This window comes from Microbacterium sp. K41, assembly GCF_004794395.1.
Classification (GTDB): Bacteria; Actinomycetota; Actinomycetes; order Actinomycetales; family Microbacteriaceae; genus Microbacterium; species Microbacterium sufflavum.
Genome location: NZ_SSDO01000343.1, coordinates 1 through 734, shown reverse-complemented (window position 1 = coordinate 734; position 734 = coordinate 1). Strand labels below are relative to the sequence as shown.

Annotated in this window: 1 protein-coding gene; it reads right to left on the bottom strand. The window is 77.1% G+C overall.

The window, feature by feature from the left end:
* Window positions 1–59: 59 nt before the first annotated feature.
* A partial coding sequence (locus DW309_RS10405) for an FGGY-family carbohydrate kinase (RefSeq protein ID WP_240753181.1) occupies window positions 60–734 on the bottom strand: 675 nt, incomplete at its 5' end.

The window sequence follows — 734 nt, the reverse complement described above, 5'->3', positions numbered from 1 at the left end:
CGCCACCGCGGCGTGGTCCGACCTGCTGCGGCCCGCCGCCGACGTCTGAGCCGCGCGGGTCAGGCCGCGGGCGGCAGCTCGTGCCCGAGCGTGCGAGCGGCCTGACGCGCCATGCCCCAGGCGACGAACTCACCCGCGGGCGGTGCCGTCATCGGGATGTCGAGGATGAGCGGCGCGATCTCCCTGACCGCCGCCGACCGGGCGCCCCCGCCGATCAGGATGCCCCGCGCCGTCGGCACCCCGAGCGCGCGGATCGCGTCGAGGCCGTAGCGCAGGCCGCCCAGCACGCCCTCGAACGCGGAACGCGCCAGGTTCTCGCGCGTGGTGGCCGCGAGGGTCATGCCGAACAGGGTGCCCGTGGCGTCGGGCAGGTTCGGCGTGCGCTCCCCCTCGAAGTACGGCTCCAGCACCAGTCCCCCGGCACCCGGGTCGGCGGCGAGCGCGAGCCGCCCGAGCTCCTCGTGGTCCACCGCGAGCAGCGTGGCCAGCGTGTCGAGCACGCGTGCCGCGTTCACGGTCGCGACGAGAGGCAGGTGGCCCCCGGCCGCGTCGGCGAAGCCCGCGACCATGCCCGACGGGTCGATCGTGCGGTGGGCACTCGTGGCGAACACCGTGCCGCTCGTGCCGATCGACACCACCACGTCGCCCACGGCCGCGCCGAGCCCCAGCGCCGCACCGGCGTTGTCGCCCGACCCCGGGCCGACGCGGCGCCCGTCCGCATCGGTCACGGCCGC